This window comes from Chlorobiota bacterium (assembly GCA_016710285.1).
Taxonomy (GTDB): Bacteria; Bacteroidota; Ignavibacteria; order OLB7; family OLB7; genus OLB7.
This window is the reverse complement of the sequence record JADJXR010000001.1, coordinates 1,801,679-1,820,391: the sequence shown is the minus strand read 5'-3', so window position 1 is coordinate 1,820,391 and position 18,713 is coordinate 1,801,679. Positions and strand designations below refer to the sequence as shown.

16 protein-coding genes are annotated in these 18,713 nt (G+C 55.7%); 5 read left to right on the top strand and 11 right to left on the bottom strand.

The window, feature by feature from the left end; translation table 11 throughout:
* Positions 1-95: 95 nt before the first annotated feature.
* The 11 genes from IPM61_06475 to IPM61_06425 form a co-directional block, all read right to left on the bottom strand.
* A complete protein-coding gene (locus tag IPM61_06475; protein MBK8910957.1) occupies positions 96-833 on the bottom strand; it encodes a DUF1573 domain-containing protein in 738 nt (245 codons plus the stop codon).
* A gap of 211 nt (positions 834-1,044) precedes the next feature.
* Positions 1,045-2,805 (bottom strand): tetratricopeptide repeat protein, encoded by a 1,761-nt coding sequence (locus IPM61_06470; GenBank protein MBK8910956.1) that lies wholly within the window; start codon positions 2,803-2,805, stop codon positions 1,045-1,047.
* A 196-nt stretch (positions 2,806-3,001) separates the two neighbouring features.
* Positions 3,002-4,000, bottom strand: coding sequence for a substrate-binding domain-containing protein (locus IPM61_06465; GenBank protein ID MBK8910955.1), 999 nt, complete (start codon positions 3,998-4,000; stop codon positions 3,002-3,004).
* On the bottom strand, positions 3,997-4,227 hold the full coding sequence (locus tag IPM61_06460) for a hypothetical protein (GenBank protein MBK8910954.1): 231 nt from the start codon (positions 4,225-4,227) through the stop codon (positions 3,997-3,999). The genes IPM61_06465 and IPM61_06460 overlap by 4 nt, the downstream gene beginning before the upstream one ends.
* Before the next feature lie 121 nt (positions 4,228-4,348).
* Positions 4,349-5,140: an energy transducer TonB gene (locus tag IPM61_06455; protein ID MBK8910953.1), complete on the bottom strand. Its 792-nt coding sequence runs from the start codon at positions 5,138-5,140 to the stop codon at positions 4,349-4,351.
* Positions 5,141-5,170: 30 nt separating this feature from the next.
* Positions 5,171-5,722, bottom strand: coding sequence for a biopolymer transporter ExbD (locus tag IPM61_06450; protein MBK8910952.1), 552 nt, complete (start codon positions 5,720-5,722; stop codon positions 5,171-5,173).
* A gap of 104 nt (positions 5,723-5,826) precedes the next feature.
* Positions 5,827-6,342 (bottom strand): biopolymer transporter ExbD, encoded by a 516-nt coding sequence (locus IPM61_06445; GenBank protein MBK8910951.1) that lies wholly within the window; start codon positions 6,340-6,342, stop codon positions 5,827-5,829.
* A 39-nt stretch (positions 6,343-6,381) separates the two neighbouring features.
* The gene (locus IPM61_06440; protein ID MBK8910950.1) at positions 6,382-7,158 is read right to left on the bottom strand and encodes a MotA/TolQ/ExbB proton channel family protein; all 777 of its coding nucleotides are present in this window, start codon (positions 7,156-7,158) and stop codon (positions 6,382-6,384) included.
* Between the two features lie 94 nt (positions 7,159-7,252).
* Positions 7,253-7,603: an STAS domain-containing protein gene (locus IPM61_06435; protein MBK8910949.1), complete on the bottom strand. Its 351-nt coding sequence runs from the start codon at positions 7,601-7,603 to the stop codon at positions 7,253-7,255.
* A gap of 187 nt (positions 7,604-7,790) precedes the next feature.
* Positions 7,791-8,516 (bottom strand): hypothetical protein, encoded by a 726-nt coding sequence (locus IPM61_06430; GenBank protein MBK8910948.1) that lies wholly within the window; start codon positions 8,514-8,516, stop codon positions 7,791-7,793.
* A 1-nt stretch (position 8,517) separates the two neighbouring features.
* A complete protein-coding gene (locus IPM61_06425; GenBank protein ID MBK8910947.1) occupies positions 8,518-8,967 on the bottom strand; it encodes a D-tyrosyl-tRNA(Tyr) deacylase in 450 nt (149 codons plus the stop codon).
* Between the two features lie 382 nt (positions 8,968-9,349).
* Here IPM61_06425 and IPM61_06420 point away from each other — a divergent pair, with 382 nt between their 5' ends.
* The 5 genes from IPM61_06420 to IPM61_06400 all read left to right on the top strand — a co-directional run bounded on the left by IPM61_06420 (position 9,350) and on the right by IPM61_06400 (position 18,630).
* Positions 9,350-9,934, top strand: coding sequence for a T9SS type A sorting domain-containing protein (locus tag IPM61_06420; protein ID MBK8910946.1), 585 nt, complete (start codon positions 9,350-9,352; stop codon positions 9,932-9,934).
* Positions 9,935-10,141: 207 nt separating this feature from the next.
* Positions 10,142-13,255, top strand: a complete 3,114-nt coding sequence (locus IPM61_06415) for a hypothetical protein (GenBank protein MBK8910945.1) — start codon at positions 10,142-10,144, stop codon at positions 13,253-13,255.
* 199 nt (positions 13,256-13,454) lie between these two features.
* Positions 13,455-15,134: a hypothetical protein gene (locus IPM61_06410; protein ID MBK8910944.1), complete on the top strand. Its 1,680-nt coding sequence runs from the start codon at positions 13,455-13,457 to the stop codon at positions 15,132-15,134.
* Positions 15,135-15,715: 581 nt separating this feature from the next.
* On the top strand, positions 15,716-16,879 hold the full coding sequence (locus tag IPM61_06405) for a VCBS repeat-containing protein (protein ID MBK8910943.1): 1,164 nt from the start codon (positions 15,716-15,718) through the stop codon (positions 16,877-16,879).
* Positions 16,880-16,953: 74 nt separating this feature from the next.
* Positions 16,954-18,630, top strand: coding sequence for a VCBS repeat-containing protein (locus tag IPM61_06400; protein MBK8910942.1), 1,677 nt, complete (start codon positions 16,954-16,956; stop codon positions 18,628-18,630).
* The last annotated feature ends 83 nt before the right edge of the window (positions 18,631-18,713 follow it).

The following is an 18,713-nucleotide window of genomic DNA, read 5'->3' as shown; positions in this document are numbered from 1 at the left end:
CGCTAAAGATGGTTGTGACCGTACCGAACGTTCCTTTGCTGCTAAGCCCACGCACACCTTGCCGAGGCATAGCAGCAAGTATCAGCTATGAATTTTCAATTATGGGTGGGAGCGTTTCCGGCAGCGGTGACATCGGACCCAACAACGTCAACGGCTTTCTCCGGCATCTCCTTGCTGCTGGTTTTGATCTTCACTTGCCCAGCAATCGGACCGGTTTTTGTTGGCGTGACAAAGACGGTCAGTGGGGTTGATTCCCCTGGTTTCAGGTTCTTTGGCGTTGTCAGATCAAACCGGACAGTGGCGGTAACGTTGGCTTCCGGTGGGAAGATCATCAGCTCCTCTTCGCCGGTGTTTTGGATGTTCACCGTCACCGCGCTTTCCACACCAACTTTTCCATTCAGGACCGAGATCCAATCGGGATCAACACGGAAGGGGCGTTTGACGTTGGCCTTCAGGTAGATAATCGTCACCGGAGTTTGGGGATCGTCGGAGGTGACGGTGATAGATTTCTGCAATGGCCCAGTGCTGGTGGAAGCACGCAGCGTAACGCTGATTTTACCGACTTCGCCAGGATTCAGGATATTCTTGTCAATCGGGGCTGCCGTGCAGCCACACCCTGGGCGGACTTCTTTCACGTTCAGCACCCCTTCGCCAACATTTTTCACCTCAATCGTGGCCTTCAAATCTCCCGGTGCCACATTGCCCCAATCGTATGTTGCCCCGCCAACAATCTCAATCTTTCCGGGCTGTTGTTGGGCAGTTGCCGATGCCGTTACCAGTGCCAATGCAGCAAAGGCAGTGGCCATCATTGCGGATAGTTTCATGCGTTTCATGGATGGTTTCCTTCGGTCTAACTAAGTGATGTTGTTCTGTTGTTCGCCTGACACAACTGCCGCAAATATGTTTAGAACTTTCTCCGCTGGCAATAGATGGTTTTCTTTTCGACCATCATACAAACAGCGTGGCCGGAGCCTTGATAGAGACTCCGGCCACAAGGGTTCTGTTACAGCAAAGGCTTCCTGCTTCGCTTCACAATGCCTGCGATCAACATCCTAAATCGGACAGATTCTTCTTGATGTTTGCGTTGTTCGGGTCGTATTTCAGTGCCTGGCGGTAGTTCTTGCAAGCACCTTCTTTTTCGTTCAGATACTGGTGGCAATAGGCCATGAACAGATAGTTCTGGCCATTTTCCGGGTTCAATTTTGCAGCGCGTTCAAAGTAGGTGATCGCTTCGCTGAAGGCCTTGTTATTCTTCTTGTTTTTCCCTTCGTTGAACTTGTCGAAGCCCATGAAGAAGTACGCGGTGGAGAGCTTGCTGGCGTTCTCCTTCACGGTTTCATCGAAGTTGCGGGCGGTGAACACCCGGCCAATTTCCGCCGCCTTGTTGATAGAGTCGGCCTTCGCATAGACGTTCATCAGCCAGAAGTATCCGTCGGCCTCGGTGCTGTCGGCTTTAATGGCCTGGTGAAGTGATGCCGCCGATTGCGCATACTGCTGCAAGGAGAATTGCGACAAGCCAATGAACAGATATGATGTGTACTTCGGCTCGTTCGGGCAGTTCTGAATTCGCTGCGTGAAAACATCAACCACATCAGCATACTTCTTCATCTTGTAGTACATGTTTCCCAGCTTTATGCCCAGCTCGCAATCGTTCGGGTTTTCTTCCAGCAGTTTACGGTAGATGCCCAATGCCTTCACGGTGTCGCCACCGGAGGTTAGCATTGCCGAGGCGTAGTATTGGCGGTCGTCACGCTTCATCATCGCTTCCGGCACTTTTGCATAGCTATCCCGGGCTTTGTCATACTTCTTGTCGGCCATATACGCCAGACCCAGCATTAAGCGGGCGCGATCGGCAAACTCCTTCGAGATGGAGTCGTTCCGCGAAAGCACACGCTCCAACGGCTCGATTGCCTGCAAGTAGAAATGCCCTTCGTAAGCAGCACGCGACAGCAAGATGTCGCCTCGTGGGTCTTCCGGACGAAGCTCCACATACTTGGTGAAGGATTGCCCCGCTTTCTCATACTCCTGCGCCAACATCAAGATTTCCCCTTGTTCCAACCACGCACGGGCGTTCTTCGAAGCGCGCACCGTTACGTCGTTGTATTCCGTTAAGGCCTTGGAGTAGTATGGCTTGGCGCATTCAAGGTCAGGGCAGCGAATGGCCATTTCCCGGTAGGAGCGGCCCAGCCGAACGCGAGCATCAATCAGCTTGGCATCAAGCGATAAGGCTTTTTCGTAGTAGGTCTGCGCAAGCTCGTACACACCGCGGGCGAAGTAGAGATCGCCCAGTGCCGTTTGCGGTTCGGGGGCGTTGGGGAATTTTTTGCTGGCGGTCAGGATGGTAAGCTCGGCAGTGTTCAGCGAGTCCTTGCCGGCGTTAATCAGCACTTGCCCCAGGGTCATGCTGCTTTCCAACGAGCCATCATCGCTTTTCATTGCTTTGCGCGCCGCTTCAACGGCCTCGGTATTGCTTCCCAGGGCGGAAAGGGCCAGCGCGTACTTCCGATTGAACGCAGCGTTTTTGCTGTCGTGGTCTAATGCCCGTTGGTAGTAGTCGCGTGCGGTGGCGTACCGCTCAAGCTCCATGTTTACATCGCCGGCTTCGGCAAGCACAGTCTCATCTTTTGGAGCTTCTTTTACGGCCTCTTCATACAAGCGTGCGGCATTGGTGAAATCTCCTTCGCTTGCGGCGGCACGGGCGCGATCTAAAGCACTACCCTGCGCAATTGCCGGCACGGCCAGCAACGCCAAGAGGAAAACGACTGCCGCGGTACGTGCGGCAAAGCTGAATGAACGCATGGTCATGGTCTGTGAATGAATACGGCAGTAAGGAGAGAGATGGCGATTGAAATTGTTGCCCAGCAATGATTGCTTGTGGCGGGGGACTTCGGGAAGCTCTCTCTCCTCTTCAGGCTCCCGTTGTCCGGTTGCAGTGACGCACGATTGTACCCCAGGCTTGATGCCAAGCCGCCCCTTTTCTGTAACGCCGTTTCTGGAGGCATTACTCCTCGGCTCCGGGTGTCACCAGTCGTAGTTTAACGTTCTCGGCTTGCAGCCCTTGCTCAACAATGTACCGCTGCGATTCGCGCCCCTTCGAGACGGCAATCAGGAACCCATTGGCCACCGATTTCACATCCGCAAAGGTGTAGCCAACAATCGGCTGCTTCAATGGATAGACATCGGTGACAAGCGACGAAGGATGCACCCGCGCCGGCGTGTGATGCCGGCCCAGGCTATCGGTGTAGCCCATGTAGAGCGTCCGCAATCGTGCGCTGTCGCGATGGGCAACGTACCAGCCAACCACCCCAACCCCCTTTCCATCGGCCACCAACGTGTTGACGGAGTCGGCACGGCTGACGTAGCGGGCCGGGGCCACAATCGTGGAGTCACGGGGAAGAAGCTGCCGCAGAAGCGCAAACGCCGATGAGTTTTGGTCAGGGATCACAAACGATAGCGGGGCAGAAGGAACTCCGCTCTCTATCTGTTCCGTTGTTGGGGAAGGGGAGCGCAAGGCCGCAACCAAATCTTCCCGCGTTGTCTGCTTGAACGGTGAAGCAACCGGGACCACCACCGCAAGGCCATCGTAGGCAATGGCGTACTGGCGCGGCTGCAGATTGGACTTGGCGATTGCCTCCGATTCATCGGGAAGAAGCTGCCGCCCAATGATTGCGGCAAAGGAAGCGGTCGTGTCGTTGTAATGATCCAGAAGGTACTGAACCGCCATCCGCGGGTTCATTTCCTGGACCTCTATTTTGGCATTTGGCGTGCGTGCCATGAAGCTATCGGCCAGCACGCGGAACAGCGGGGCGTAGGCCTCGTCCACCGCCACCACCAACCGCCCGGAAGTCATGCGGCTGGTTCCTGGTTGCGAATTTTCGCAGCCGCCAGCTATCAGCGAAACCAGCAACACAAGGGCACTGGAAAAACCGCCACCACTGGATAGCAATTGGCGAAGGCCATTGCAAAAATTGGAGAGGGGGGTGTTGGTGGTGTTCTTCATCGTGCGTCCTCCTTCTGTTGCTGCCGTTTCCGCTGCGTATTGGTCATCACCAATCGGTAGATGCCGTACAGAAGCAGAACGACCCCAAACACCGTTTGCAACAGCGACATCTGGCCCGCCTCGGTCCCCCGCAACTGGAAGAAGCCGGAAAGGATCAGAATCCCCATCACCAACATTGCAACGCCCAAGATGTAGCCAACCCAAAGCAAGTTACCGCGCATGGCCATAAAGATGGTGGAATGAGAATGAATGGCAAGCAACCGCGCTCCCCGCCTTGCTTACCCTTACAACCAAACAGCACCTTCCGTTGCCGAAAGGTGCTGCAATGCCATAAGCATGAAGCATGCGTTAGTTCAGCTGGAAGTTCACCGGGATTGACATCCAAAGGCCAATGGGATTGCCATTTTGGATTGCCGGCGTGAAGACCGTTTCCAACACCGCGCGGCGTGCTTCTTCTTCCAGAATCTTGTTGTCGCTCTGCTCAATGATGCACTTCTCCGCTTTCCCCGTTTTGTTCACATAGACGCGCACCGTTACGCGCCCCGAGATGCCGTTGCGCTTGGCGATTTCTGGGTACTTCACCCGCCGTTGCAAATCGGCTTCATCGTACGACGGTTCCTTCTCCACCGGCACAAACTCGTAGGGGTCTTTGGCCTCTTCTTTCTCCTTCACCTGTGTGTTGCTCACGTCAATCTGTGGCGCGCCAAGCCCCTCGCCATCACCAATGGAGAAGCCGGTTCCATCGCCTCCTTCTGGGGTGGCAACGGAGATCACATCGGTGGTTGCGAACTTCTGCATCTCCGGCGTAATCAATGCGTCGGGGACGGCAATCGGCACACCGGCGCGGGCGGCCACACCACCATTTCCGGTCCCGCCCGTTTGCAGGTTTGGCGGAATCATTGGCGGCGGCGGCGGCGGCGTTGCGTTATCCGGCGGCGGCGGCGGCGGAAGGTTCGTCAGCTTCATCTTTGTCACCGGTGCTGCCTTCTTGTTATCGGCGGCCACAGCAGAGATTAGGAACGGAATTGAAAGCAGCAACAAGTGAAACGCTACCGAGGTGGCAAACGCCGTCCGTAGGTTTGGGTTGTAAAACCGCTTCAGTTCTGCTGCGCCGTACTTCAGTGTTTCTGTGACGTTCATTGTTCTCGATGCTCCTCTCAAAAAAATCGTTTAGATATCCACCTTTGCAAGCTCGGCCTTGTCCTCTTCGGTCATTGGCGTGACTGCAAACCGCCGCTCCCGCTTCAGGTTTTTCTCCTGGTAAGAAGCCACCAATTCCCCTTCGGCAAGGTTCAATTCATCAAGGATATTCACCACGGTGGCGTAGCTGGCTGCGGGGTCAACTTTCAGCGATGTGATTAAGTCGTTCTCCCGCTCAGCATTTTTCTGCACGGCCAGGTTTTTCAAATCCTTGATGTCAATCTTCCGCATGGTTGGGTCAATGCCGGTGTTGTAGAACAGGTGTTCCTTGTTGCTGACGTACAGCGTGAACAAGTCCGACTGTGCCACCTCGACCGGGGTGGTGATGTCGGGCGGAACCGACATCTCCATAATCTGCGGTTGTGCCATGGTGGTGGCGAACATGAAGAAGGTCAGCAGCAGGAACGCTACGTCAACCAACGGTGTCATGTCCAACTTGAAACCGATCCGTTTCGGTTTTTTTACTCCACCACCACCTTTCTTCTTTTTGGAAGAGCTTTCACCTAAATCGGCGCCTGCCATATCCTTTCTCCGTTGCTATTGCGGGTTGCTGATTGTGTGTGTGCGAGATACCATTGCGATTGCTTGGGGGCGGTTGCTTGCCCCCAAGCGTTCATCCCCTTTTTTTATCCCTGCTGGCTTCGGTTGACGGTCACGAAGTTGAACAGCGTTGCCCCTTGCGAGCGGAAGGTGTTCATCACCTGCTCGATGCGCCCGTAGCGAACCCGTTTGTCGGCATCAATCATGAATTTGATTTTGGGATTGGTGCGGCGGGTCTGCAGCACCAAGTTTGCCAGGGTAACGGTGTCGCGCACGGTAACTTGGGCGTTGTTCGCCTCGGAAGGGTCCACCCCTTGCGCGGTGTAGATGGACTTGCGGTCCTTCTCGCTGATAACGGCGTAGTACATCAGGGTATCCCCTTTTTCATCAATGCCAATCTTCACAAGGGCGGTTCCCCGCTCCGGCAGTTTCGCGGTATCGGGCGAAGCCACAGGGCGTTTGATCTGGAACTTTTGCTCGCTTTCGGCTTCCGATTTGAACTTCGCCGTGAACATGAAGAAGGTCAGCAGCAAGAACGCTACGTCAACCAGCGGTGTCATGTCCAGCTTGAAGCCAATCCGTTTTGGTTTATGTGCTCCCATAAGGGTTCCGTTCGGTTCGGTTAAACAAGGGGGGACAGGTTACTTCACTTTGACGGTCAGGATTTCCATCATCGAGAGCGTTGACTCCTCAATCATGTACACAAAGTTGTCCACCTTGTTGGTGAAGATGTTGTAGGCAACGATTGCCAAGATTGCCGCGATAAGGCCGAACGCTGTGTTGATAAGAGCTTCGGAGATACCGATCGAAAGCTGTGTTGCCGATACTGCGCCTTCGCCACCGCCCAGTGCTGCGAAGGCACGAATCATACCGATTGTTGTTCCCAACAGACCGAACATGGTGGAGATAGAAGCCACCGTCGAGAGCGCGACCAAGTTCTTTTCCAGAAGCGGGGTTTCCAGGCCCGTTGCTTCGTCAATGGCGCGCTTCACTTCGGTAAGTTTTTTCTCCTTGTCCAACGAAGCATCGTTGCGAACCTGCTGCCAGCGTTCCAGCCCGGCGCGAAGGATGTTGGCGGCGGAACCGCGTTGGCGGGCGCATTCGTCCAACGCTGCGTCAACGTTGTCGTGCTCAAGATTGTCGTGAACCTTGCGGAGGAACGCCGATAAGTTGCCGCGCCCTTGTGCCCGCGATAGCGACATCAACCGTTCAACGATGAACGTTACCACCATTAATGTTAGCCCCACCAGCACCGGCACAACCCAACCGCCGGTATAGACCGTTCCAAGAAGGTTGATCGGTTTTTCGCGTGCGGCATCGGAGAAGTTGCCCGCCGCGCCGAATAAGAATTGCCAGATAAGCACGCCCACAATTAAGCAGGCCAGAACAACGCCGATGACGAAATACTTGCTTTTCATAAGCCGTGATGTTTGGTAGATGTGTGAGTTAAGAACCGTGGTTGCTGAGTTTGTACCGTGTAAGATGTGGCAAGGATATTGGCCGGAAGGCCAGCTACCCTTGCAGTGCCGCCATTGCTTCGGAACGGGTTCCGTAGGCTTGGAACACCAACGCTAACTTCGTGATGACGAAGATATTGTTGATGTTGTCCGAGGCGTTGCAGATCGCCACCTGCGCCCCCCGCTTGCTGAAACTGGTGTGTGCCGAAATCAGCGCACCCAGCGCGGTGGAGTTCAGATAGGTTGCTCCGGCAAGGTCAATCAACAACTTCTGGGTTCCATCCTTCGACTCCTGCGCCAGCGTGTCACGCAGGTCATCCGTCTCGTTACCACCAATAAATTCGCCATTCAGCTCAACGATGCGGACACCATCGGCCAAGGCCGTTTTCACTTTCGACGAGAACATTTTGAGGTTGTCTCCCTATTGAAGATGTGAGTATAAGAACCGTGCCACCGCAGGTCGCGGGCATTGTTTTGAGGGGCGGCAAGATATTTCAAGCAATCGGGTCTTGCAAGAAGCGATTTCGTAACAGCCCCAACATTGCATTTTGCAGAGGGTACTTTCTATGAAAGAATTAATTCCATTGAGGGAATTACGGCTTGGCCAGCCACTGGCGCGCCCAATCCGGGGCCGATTGCCCGGCCAAACGGCGGAATCGCTCCGGGAATTTCCCGCCGTTGGCAACCGCGCGGAGCATTGCCAGCACCGCCGGCTGCCCCTGCTGGCTTACAACCTTCTCCACCAATCGCTGGCAGGTTCCGTAGGCCGAACGGAGCGCGGGGTAGCTTCGGGAACGGAGCAAGGTATCCTGCAACGCCTGTAAGGTTACGAACTTCACGCTCTCCGGCTGCTTTTCCCCGGCCACCACCATTGCCATCCCCTCGTTGAACCACCGCGGCAATCCGTTGCGGGCGGCTTGCGCCAACGCAAGGTGAACAAGTTCATGCTGAAGCGTGCGGCTGGCCTCAGGGCGGCGCAAAAGTAATGGAAGCGGCTGAAGATGCAACCGCCCGTTGCGCTCGCCAGCCAGATGTGCGGTGGTTAGCCCCGTGGCTTGGGCAAACTGCACGCTGGTGGAATAAATCCGCACCACCACTGCCCGCGGCAGCGCAAGCCCGTATTCCTGCACCCGCTTCCGCGCCGATTCCAGCAGCCCCGTCAGCTGGGTTGGGTCCTGGTTGCTTGGGACCAGCAGCGTGAAGTTGGCCATCTTCCGCACCACCAATTTCGATTGCCCGCTGGCCGGGGCAACGCACCAACCCAGGCAAAGCAGCAGCCACAGCACGGCGCGATGATGCCAACAACGGATAGGCCGCACGTTACACCTTCGACTCTAGCAAAAGGGTGAACGGCCCCTCGTTGACAAACGCCACATCCATCATCTCACGGAACCGCCCGGTGGCAACGTTGCCGTGGCCAATCAACCCGCGCAGTTCCTGAACAAACCGTTCGTACAAATCGTTGGCAAGCTCGGGCGGCGCGGCAGCAATGTAGCTGGGGCGATTCCCTTTTCGGGTGTCGGCAAGAAGGGTGAATTGGCTAACCACCAACGCGCCGTAGCCGGTATCCAGCAGCGAAAGATTGGGGACTTCGTTGGCATCGGGGAACAGCCGCAGGTTCGCCACTTTCTTTGCCAACATTGCCGCGTGTGGCGGGGTGTCGGTGGCGGCCACGCCCAGCAGCACCACCATCCCTTTGGGAACCGCGCCAACCACTTCCCCGGCAACTGTCACCGTGGCGTTGCGTGCCCGTTGGATTACCGCTTTCATTCTTCTTGATCCCAGATTTGTTCGCTTGGATGATATGGAGTTGATCCCTTCTCCCTTCCTTCCCAAGTTAGCATTCCCCTTGTGGCCGCCAAGAATTTCCGGCTGGAAATCAGGCGGGTTCACCCCGTGGCCAACCCTTCCAACTTCCTTCTTGCCCCCCCATTGTCCGGTTTTTGTCCGGGTGACAAGCCCCCCCGTGGCGTTGTACGTTTGCTTCGGAAATCAACAGCGGTTCTGTCGCGGCATTGGCTGCGCTGGCGCCGGCTGGCCAATGCCGGGCACACCGCTGTTCCGGTGATCGCCTGGCAGAACGCTGCGGGATTTCACATCAACATTGCGACCATTTCAGCAACACCATTTCAGCAACGGAGAGAACAACGCTATGAACGCTCCTGTTTCCATTCCAACCAGACAGCACGCTGCGGCAATCCTGACACTGCTGCTTGTTGCTGGCGGCCTTCGCGCACAGACCATTGACGTTCCGTGGCAAGTGATCGGCACCGGTGGTGCGACCGGCCTTGCCAATAACCAGCACGCCATTTCCTTCACGCTTGGCCAACCGATTGTTGGCCAAATCAGCGGCGCGGGATCGGGGCTTGCCAACACCTTCTATCAAGGATTCTGGCTGCCGATTCCAAAAACATCATCGGTGGATGCGCCAGCGGCACGGGGCCTTGCTGCGGCAACCCTTCGCGCCGCGCCGAACCCGTTCGGAGCCAGCACCACAATCACCTGCCGGCTGGAATCTGCCGGGCGGATCAACGCCGTCATCTTCGATCTTCTTGGCCGCCCGGTGCGGCGGCTGATGTCGTCGGAAATGGCGGACGCAGGAAGCCACACGATTTCGTGGGACGGAACCGATGAGCAGGGGGAAGAAGTTCCCGCCGGGCACTACCTGTGCCAGCTGCAAACCGACAACTCCGCAGGGGAACGCATCATCGGGTCGGTAATGATCCAGCACTTGTAGCCGGAACGCCATGCCAACACAACCAACCAGCGGCAGCACTTCACAGAAGCCCGCAACCAGCATCCCCAAAAGAGCATTGGGGCCAACACAACCACCGCCGATAGCTGAGCACGATGAGGCCACGCTGCTATCGGTAGGCTGCACAGAACGGAGTTATCCGAACGACTTAGAACCTTTCAACACGTCACACACGCAGGGGAAATAATCATGCAAACCAACAAGACTTTCCGCACTATCCGCCACGCAGCGGCAATGTTGCTTGCCGCTGGTATCCTTACCAATGCGGCCAACGCGCAGGTCCCAGAGGCCATCAGCTTTCAGGGGCTTGCCACCAACGCCGGCACCACAACGCCAGTGGCCGACGGACAGTATTCCGTTGCCTTCCGCTTGTACGAATCGGCAACCGGAGGGAGTGCCGTCTGGACCGAGAACCAAACCGTGAACGTTATGCGCGGGTTGTTCAACGTGAACCTGGGAAGCGTCACTCCGCTTGCCTTGAAGTTCGACAAACCTTACTACTTGGGAATCAGCATCAACAATGGCACCGAGCTTCCGCGAACGGAGCTTACCTCGGCTCCATACAGCCTAAGCTCACGCACTGCCCAGATAGCCACCACCGTTGTTGACAATGCCATCACCAGCGCAAAGATTGCCGACGGAGCAGTAGGGGGAAGCGACATTGCGGACGCTGCGGTCAGCACCGCAAAGATTGCCGACGGCGCGGTGACGATTGGGAAAATCAGCACGGCGGGCGCAGGCGCGGGCCAAGTCCTGACGGCAACCGGAAGCGGGGCGGAATGGCAACCAATCGGCAGCTTGGGGGACATCACGGGGGTATCGGCAGGGCCGGGGCTAACCGGCGGCGGGACCAGCGGCGACGTTGCGTTGCGGGTTGCCGATTTTGGAATCGTTTCCGCGATGATCGCCAACAACTCCATCGGCACCGCAAAGATTGCCGACGGCGCGGTGACTCGCGATAAAATCGCCTTCAAAGCAATCGGTTCAAGCCAGCTTGATGACGACGCTGTTGATGGTCCAAAAATCCTTGACCGCAGCATTGACGGGCGCGACATCGGCGACGGAGCCGTTGGAACTCGTAATCTGGGGGATGGCGCGGTGACTGGTGCTAAGATTAACAGGATGGGAGCCAACGCCGGGCAATCGCTCCGCTGGAACGGAAGCACCTGGGGGCCGGGGAATGATGATGCCTACAACTGGAGCCTTTCTGGGAACAGCATCGCCAGCGGTGGAACCGGCGCAGGGCAACAATTCCTCGGGACTCCATCCGGCAACTCCCAACCCCTCGTCATCGCCACCGACGGAACCGAACGCTTGCGTGTTGGAAGCAACGGTATCGTCAACGTCAACAACAACACCGCGAACCTGGGGCGCATGAACGTCCTGACCGATGCCACCACTCCCGGATCACCAATAGCCTCTGCAACCGGTTTCACCTCCGTCACCGGTACTGCGCAGACCATCTACGGATTGCTCGGATCCGTTACCACAAACTCCACTCCCGCAGGCGGATTCTCTTCCGGCTTCGGCGTTTCCGGTCAAGCCAGGTCCAGCTTCTCCTCTCCAAGCCAAACCGCATCCATCTCCGGACTTGGAGGATTTGCCTCCATCCCCGCACTCACCAACTCCGTCACCGCTATCGGCGTGACTGCCCAAGCAATCAGCCAAAACTTCCTCCCAAACGTTGGAGCCTTTGCCCAAGGGCAGAACTCTCTCTTTAGCAATGTCGGCATTGTCGCAACCGGCAATGCCAGCACCGCACAAACCCTGGGACTTCTCCCAGTTGCGCAAGGGAGCAACAGCGGCGTGCTTGCCTACGTCCCCGGGACCGGATCGGGCGATTACTCCATCACCGCAATCGGCAAAATTCGACTGATGCTTGACGGAGCAACAGCATCCGGCGCGCCTTCGCAACTGCAGTTCGTTGGCGGCACCGCAGCCGCACAACGCAAGAGCAGTTTCGCAGCTTCGCCCAATCAAACTCTGGATAACATCAACTACACCTTTCCGGCATCGCTTGGATCCGCAACATCAGGACGGATGTTAGGAGTTAGCTCCATCACTGGAGCATCGCCAAACCTGAGCGCGCAGCTTGATTGGATTGATCCTTCCTCCGTTGGGTGGAGCCTTTCTGGGAACAACATCGCCAGCGGTGGAACCGGCGCAGGGCAACAATTCCTCGGAACTCCATCCGGCAACTCCCAACCCCTCGTCATCGCCACCGACGGAACCGAACGCTTGCGTGTTGGAAGCAACGGTATCGTCAACGTCAACAACAACACCGCGAACCTGGGGCGCATGAACGTCCTGACCGATGCCACCACTCCCGGATCACCAATAGCCTCTGCAACCGGTTTCACCTCCGTCACCGGTACTGCGCAGACCATCTACGGATTGCTCGGATCCGTTACCACAAACTCCACTCCCGCAGGCGGACTCTCTTCCGGCTTCGGCGTTTCCGGTCAAGCCAGGTCCAGCTTCTCCTCTCCAAGCCAAACCGCATCCATCTCCGGACTTGGAGGATTTGCCTCCATCCCCGCACTCACCAACTCCGTCACCGCTATCGGCGTGACTGCCCAAGCAATCAGCCAAAACTTCCTCCCAAACGTTGGAGCCTTTGCCCAAGGGCAGAACTCTCTCTTTAGCAATGTCGGCATTGTCGCAACCGGCAATGCCAGCACCGCACAAACCCTGGGACTTCTCCCAGTTGCGCAAGGGAGCAACAGCGGCGTGCTTGCCTACGTCCCCGGGACCGGATCGGGCGATTACTCCATCACTGCAATCGGCAAAATTCGGCTGATGCTCGACGGAGCAACAGCATCCGGCGCGCCTTCGCAACTGCAGTTCGTTGGCGGCACCGCAGCCGCACAACGCAAGAGCAGTTTCGCAGCTTCGCCCAATCAAACTCTGGATAACATCAACTACGTGCTGCCGGAGACGCTGAGCGTTGCGCCAAACAACCGCGTGCTTGCCATCACCAGCAGCAGCGGAAGCACGCCGAACATCACCGCACAGCTTGGTTGGGTTGATCCTTCCAGCTTTGGGAACACTGCCGAGCGCGCGGTGGCATCGGGGAACATTGGGACCATCACCGAGGCGATGATTGTGGCAAGCGGGAACGTAACGCTGAACGCAGGGGGAACCCGCAACGCCCAAAGCGTCAGCATCGTGAACACGGCCACCGCGCCGATCACCGTGACCGGTGCGGCAATGGCCGGCGCACCCGCGAACATCAACGCAGGGCGTAGCATGAGCTTTGTGTACCGCACCGGAACCGGGTTGTGGTATGCCGAAGGTCAGTAAAAAATAGGCCGCCAACGGGCCGATAGGCCCAGAACATTGGGAGGCACTGGTGGGAAGGAGATACAGGAGCAAAGCGGCACGCCAATGGGCGTGCCGCTTTCTTTGTTGGTGGCGGAAAACCCGCCCGATCGGTCTCTTTATCAAGAGCAACCATTCGCGTAAGTTCCTGCGAACTTGAAGCCTGTTTCGGAGATCAATTATGAACACCAAAACCACCATCGTTCTTCTGCTCCTGCTTGCCACAACAAGCACACTACTTCACGCCCAAACCGTTGATACCATCCAACCCAACCCCAAGGCTGTCCTCCTTAAACGCATCTGGATGATCCGAGGGTCAACCACCGGCGAAGAACGCGTCGGGGAAGGGGCTGGAGCCGTTTGTGATGTCTCTGGAGATACCGTCAATGACATTGCCATCCGCTCTATGGCTCCATATAGTCACTGGGAAATCTATCCCAGTAAATCTCCATCTCCCCCTTCAATCCTCCCCTTCTGGAAATCCAACGATACCGCAGGAGTGCCTCCGGTGGTTGTTGGTGATTTCTATGGTGATAATGACCCCATCGTTGTTCTGGGAACCGAAACTGACCGATGGTTTTTTGGCAATCTTTATCGTACCTCACACCTGCATCTTTACCACGTTATTGATACGCCGGGCGTACTCCAGAAACGAGTATCGCTCCCGAACGATACTCTGTTTAATGAGCCATTCTACCCAACAACAGTCATTGCAACGGATCTCGATAACGATGACGATGATGAACTGATCATTGCCCTAGCAGCACAGGTTCATCAAGGAGTTCGTAGCGGTATTGCTGAACTGTGGATCTACGAAGGTGGTCCCAACTTCCAAGTGGATTCCCCCACCGTTGTCCTCAAAGACACCGAGGAAAATCGCATCCGTTTCTCCCTCGCCATTGCACGGCTCAACCATGACCCCTTCCCCGATCTCTTGATCACTGCTGACTATCAAGCTAATCGTGACCATAAGCTCAAATTCTTCTTCGGTAAATCCAACCTCTCCGCCTTCTCGACAACTCCAGAACGCTCCATCACTCTTCAAGACCCCGACTTCCCACGCATCGGCAATGGGCTCCTCCTCACCGACTCCGATGCCGATTCCGTTGATGACCTTTGCCTACCAGGACCCGATGGCAACATCTACCTCTGGCGATTGGGACTCCCCGGAAAGTCCGCTCAATCACGTTCCTTCCGCCTTGATGATGCCGATCTCGCTTGGCGATCCCAAGGATTCCTTACTCCTGAGCCGGTCGGACCTATCAATGATTCAACAAAAACCTATTCTGCCCTTGCCTTGCTTGGACCTGCACCCGCAGGACAAGGTGTCCAAATGATTGTTTTGTCTGGTGGTTCTCACGGTCCGAATAACACCTATGAGGCCTACTATAACCCAGCAAGCGATGGCATGATCCCCTTCAGTGTCTTCGGCAATGGGGGACCAGCGGGGGATGTGAACGGTGACGGATGGAGCGATTACCTTGCCGCAAACCCCAGTTGGTTTGGCAACGATGCTGGCATTGCCATGATCCTTGCTGGCGGTCCCTACATCCCACGTGACGACAACACCACCAGCGTTCGCGACATCCCCGCCGAAGGAAGGTCCCAAGCTCTATCGGTCTGGCCGAACCCTGTTGGCGATGAACTCAACATTGCGTGGCGTGGTGACTTGCCGAGGATGCCCCAGCGGTTCACCATCCACGACCCGCTGGGAAGGCTTGTTGCCAGCGGGACGATCCAACCCAGCATCGGTGCAGCACGCTGGAAGTGTGGCCATGTTGCTGCAGGCCAATACCTCCTGACGGCGTATGACCGGCATGGAGAAGTGATTGCCACCACAACGATTATCAAACAAGAATAACAACCCTATTGATGGCTATTGCAGGAATATTCTGTTGCGTACTTTCAGCACGAAAGCATTACTTGGAGATTACCATGAACACTAAAACCACCATCGTTCTTCTGCTCCTGCTTGCCACAACAAGCACACTACTTCACGCCCAAGCCGTTGATACTATCCAACCCAACCCCAAGGCTGTTCTCCTTAAACGCATCTGGATGATCCGAGGGTCAACCACCGGCGAAGAACGCGTCGGGGAAGGGGCCGGATCATTGAAGAATATTAATGATGACCAATATCAAGATTTCGCCGTCGGCTACGGTGCTCCACCCGGATATTGGAATGCTTTCTTAGGCGATTCTGTTGTTCCTACTGTGCCAGTCTGGCACATTGATTCCACTAGCGCAGAAATCAAATACCCCATCGTCGGTAATTTTTGGGGAGATACCTCGTTGGCCGTAGGGTTCTTTCGCTACAGGGTCATACCCAATCCTGATCGCTTAGTGCTTGAGAGTACTGTCCCTCTCTTCCGAGTTCATGATCACCGGATTGATGACACCGCAACGGTAGTCTTTAATCCAGCCAAAACCATTATCCCAGGCTTGGAATATCTTCCAGCCGACATCCGAGCTGCCGATCTTGACAACGATGGCGACGACGAACTCATCGTAGCCGTTCGCTATATGTTAATTGATTCCGTGATCTCTCAAACAGCAGTGATCTGGATTTTCTCAGGTGGTCCCAACTTCCAAGTGGATTCCCCCACCCTTGTCCTCAAAGACATCGAAGAAAGTAGCGACCTCAACATCGCTATTGCCGACTTCAACGACGATCGCTACCCCGATATCCTCCTCACTGCCGCTTATGACCCACCTCGCTGGATTGGTCAATGCAAATTCTTCTGGGGAAAACCCTCACTCCAACAACTCTCCCAACATCCCGACCATGCCATCACTCTTAACGATGCTGCCATCGGCGTTGGCACGCTCCCTGCTATCCTTGACCTTGATGGCGATTCCATTGCCGACATCGCTGGCTCCAAACTCCCCTTCTCCCCGCTCTTCCTCTCTTCCTCCGGCAAACCCATCTCCCAACGCACCTTTCGCCTTGATGATGCTGACCAACTCCTCTTCACTCCTAACTTCCATCCAGAGTTCAATCTCGGACCACTCAATGATTCCACCCACCAACATTCCATGCTCCCATTGTTCGGCCCATCTCCTCTAGGAGGGGCAATGATGATCGCTTTCGGAACATCCAACGGACGGGTTGATCCAAACTACGATGCCTACTATGGATCGGCTGCCGATGGCATGGCTCCCTTCAGTGTCTTCGGCAAGGGGGGGCCAGCGGGGGATGTGAACGGCGACGGATGGAGCGATTACCTTGCCGCAAGCCCCAGCTGGTCTGGCAACGATGCTGGCATTGCCATGATCCTTGCTGGCGGTCCTTACATCCCACGCGACGACAACACCACCAGCGTTCGCGATATCCCCGCCGAAGGAAGGTCCCAGGCTCTATCAGTCTGGCCGAACCCTGTTGGCGATGAACTCAACATCGCGTGGCGTGGTGACTTGCCGAGGATGCCCCAGCGGTTCACCATCCACGACCCACTGGGAAGGCTTGTTGCCAGCGGGACCGTCCAACCCAGCATCGGTGCAGCACGTTGGGAGTGCGGCCATGTTGCCGCAGGCCAATACCTCCTGACGGCGTATGACCGACATGGAGAAGTGATTGCTACCACAACCATTATCAAACAAGAATAACAACCCTATTGATGGCTATTGCAGGAATATTCTGTTGCGTACTTTCAGCACGAAAGCATTACTTGGAGATTACCATGAACACTAAAACCACCATCGTTCTTCTGCTCCTGCTTGCCACAGCAAGCACACTACTTCACGCCCAAGCCGTTGATACTATCCAACCCAACCCCAAGGCCGTTCTCCTTAAACGCATCTGGATGGTGCGAGGAACTTCCAGCGGTGGGCAACGCATCGGGGAAGGGGCGGCACCCTTAGGCCAGGTTGTCAAAGATTCCCTTGATGATTTTGCGGTCTTCACCAGCACTACCCTCCAGTGGAATATCTATGCCGGAGCAACTCCTACACCCTCAACATTACCAACTCAAGTCTTTGATTCACTTTCCTATGTTCCAGCTATTAGTGGACATTTTCGACAACCAGAAGAAATCCTTGTTGGGTTTACAGCATTTGAGCAGAGACTCATTAAAAATGTACTGTATAATCTGATGCGATTACGCTTACATCAAAAACGAGGTGATAGTATTGAGGTAACACCTCTACTGACCTTAGATGGTCATCTGCTTGATAGCGCACATAGCCTGTTCCCAACTTCAATCCAAGCTGCCGATCTGAACACAGATGGCTATACCGATCTGCTCATCCTGTTTGGCTCCTTCCTTCGTCAAGGAGTCCGTAGTGCCATCGGCGAAATCTGGCTCTATCAAGGTGGTCCCGACTTCCAAGTGGATTCCCCTACCGTCATCCTGAAAGACACTGAGGAAAATAACGATCTCAGAATCGCTATTGCCGACTTCAACGCCGATCGCTACCCCGATATCCTCCTCACCGCTGCCTATACCCCACCTTACTGGACTGGTCAATGCAAATTCTTCTGGGGAAAACCTTCACTCCAACAACTCTCCCAACATCCCGACCATGCTATCACTCTCAACGATGCTGCCATCGGCGTTGGTATCCTCCCCACTATCGCTGACCTTGATGGCGATTCCGTTGCCGATATCGCTGGCTCCAAACTCCCCTTCTCTCCTCTCTTCCTCTCTTCCTCCGGCAAACCCATCTCCCAAAGAACCTTCCGCCTTGATGACGCCGACCAAGTCCTCTTCACTCCGAAGTTCTCTGCCATTGGCCAACTTGGTCCTCTCAACGATACTGCTACCCAGCGAACCATGCTCCCCTTGTTCGGTCCCTCGCCGTCGGGTGATGCCATGATGATTGCCTTCTCGACTAAGCCAACAAACGCTACGGCTCAACAACGAATTGACCCCACCTATGATGCCTATTACTCAGCTAGCCTTGATGGCATGGTTGAGGGAAGTGTCTTCGGCAAGGGAGGGCCAGCGGGGGATGTGAACGGTGACGGATGGAGCGATTATCTGACGGCAAACCCCAGCTGGTTTGGCAACGATGCTGGCATTGCCATGATCCTTGCTGGTGGCCCCTACATCCCACGCGACGACAACACCACCAGCGTTCGCGATATCCCCGCCGATGGAAGGTCCCAAGCTCTATCGGTCTGGCCGAACCCTGTTGGCGATGAACTCAACATCGCGTGGCGTGGTGACTTGCCGAGGATGCCCCAGCGGTTCACCATCCATGACCCACTGGGAAGGCTTGTGGCCAGCGGAACCATCCAGCCCAGCATCGGGGCAGCACGTTGGGAGTGTGGCCATGTTGCCGCTGGCCAATACCTCCTGACGGCGTATGACCGACATGGAGAAGTGATTGCCACCACAACCATTATTAAACAATAGCATACGGAGCACCACTAGAACATCAACGCTGGCAGAAGTGCCAGCCAATAAACCAATCCATCAATCAGTACAGTTCCTGTACA

What these genes read in the sequence shown, in the direction of transcription:
- IPM61_06475 (MBK8910957.1), bottom strand. Translation starts at nt 833, where the DNA reads ATGAAACGCATGAAACTATCCGCAATGATGGCCACTGCCTTTGCTGCA.
- IPM61_06470 (MBK8910956.1), bottom strand. Translation starts at nt 2,805, where the DNA reads ATGACCATGCGTTCATTCAGCTTTGCCGCACGTACCGCGGCAGTCGTT.
- IPM61_06465 (MBK8910955.1), bottom strand. Translation starts at nt 4,000, where the DNA reads ATGAAGAACACCACCAACACCCCCCTCTCCAATTTTTGCAATGGCCTT.
- IPM61_06460 (MBK8910954.1), bottom strand. Translation starts at nt 4,227, where the DNA reads ATGGCCATGCGCGGTAACTTGCTTTGGGTTGGCTACATCTTGGGCGTT.
- IPM61_06455 (MBK8910953.1), bottom strand. Translation starts at nt 5,140, where the DNA reads ATGAACGTCACAGAAACACTGAAGTACGGCGCAGCAGAACTGAAGCGG.
- IPM61_06450 (MBK8910952.1), bottom strand. Translation starts at nt 5,722, where the DNA reads ATGGCAGGCGCCGATTTAGGTGAAAGCTCTTCCAAAAAGAAGAAAGGT.
- IPM61_06445 (MBK8910951.1), bottom strand. Translation starts at nt 6,342, where the DNA reads ATGGGAGCACATAAACCAAAACGGATTGGCTTCAAGCTGGACATGACA.
- IPM61_06440 (MBK8910950.1), bottom strand. Translation starts at nt 7,158, where the DNA reads ATGAAAAGCAAGTATTTCGTCATCGGCGTTGTTCTGGCCTGCTTAATT.
- IPM61_06435 (MBK8910949.1), bottom strand. Translation starts at nt 7,603, where the DNA reads ATGTTCTCGTCGAAAGTGAAAACGGCCTTGGCCGATGGTGTCCGCATC.
- IPM61_06425 (MBK8910947.1), bottom strand. Translation starts at nt 8,967, where the DNA reads ATGAAAGCGGTAATCCAACGGGCACGCAACGCCACGGTGACAGTTGCC.
- IPM61_06420 (MBK8910946.1), top strand. Translation starts at nt 9,350, where the DNA reads ATGAACGCTCCTGTTTCCATTCCAACCAGACAGCACGCTGCGGCAATC.
- IPM61_06415 (MBK8910945.1), top strand. Translation starts at nt 10,142, where the DNA reads ATGCAAACCAACAAGACTTTCCGCACTATCCGCCACGCAGCGGCAATG.
- IPM61_06410 (MBK8910944.1), top strand. Translation starts at nt 13,455, where the DNA reads ATGAACACCAAAACCACCATCGTTCTTCTGCTCCTGCTTGCCACAACA.
- IPM61_06400 (MBK8910942.1), top strand. Translation starts at nt 16,954, where the DNA reads ATGAACACTAAAACCACCATCGTTCTTCTGCTCCTGCTTGCCACAGCA.